This is a genomic window from Natronococcus sp., assembly GCF_047921035.1.
In the GTDB taxonomy this organism is placed as follows: domain Archaea; phylum Halobacteriota; class Halobacteria; order Halobacteriales; family Natrialbaceae; genus Natronococcus.
This window is the reverse complement of sequence record NZ_JBLRWX010000269.1, coordinates 1-526: the sequence shown is the minus strand read 5'-3', so window position 1 is coordinate 526 and position 526 is coordinate 1. Positions and strand designations below refer to the sequence as shown.

Annotated in this window: 1 protein-coding gene; it reads right to left on the bottom strand. The window is 58.9% G+C overall.

The window, feature by feature from the left end; translation table 11 throughout:
• Positions 1 to 171 precede the first annotated feature (171 nt).
• The coding region (locus ACNA7R_RS20645; RefSeq protein WP_416285398.1) for a thiamine pyrophosphate-dependent enzyme at positions 172 to 526 on the bottom strand (355 nt) is incomplete at its 5' end.

Genomic DNA, 526 nt, shown 5'->3' with positions numbered 1-526 from the left:
CTGTAAGTCATTACCGGCGCAACCGCGACCCGTGCGGCGGTTGCGCCGGTAAATCGTTACAGCAATCCGTATGAGTCATCACTCGTCAGTACGTGGGCGAGCCGGAAAAGGACGACAGTGAGTTCAGGGGTACCCACGGAGGAATTTTCGCCCTTCAGGGCGGAGAGTAAGTCAATCGAGTGGAACCTCGACAAGCGACATTTCATCGCTCGTGAGCGCATCCCGCAACGCGTCCTCGAGTTCATCCCATTCTGAGGGGCGATACCCATCGATATCGAAGCTTTCGGCGAGCGTCATGAAATCGGGGCTCGTGAGTTTCGTTCCGAACGACTCGCCGCGGTGGGCGTGCTGTTTCTCGGAAATCAGCCCGTAATCGTCGTCGACGAAGAGGAGGATCGTATAGCTACATCCCACTCTCGTCGCGGTCTCGATCTCGGCACCGTTCATCAGGAAACCGCCGTCGCCAGTCGCTGCGACAACCTCCGAGTCGACCGCAAGATCCGCCGCGATTCCCCCCGGTACCGAG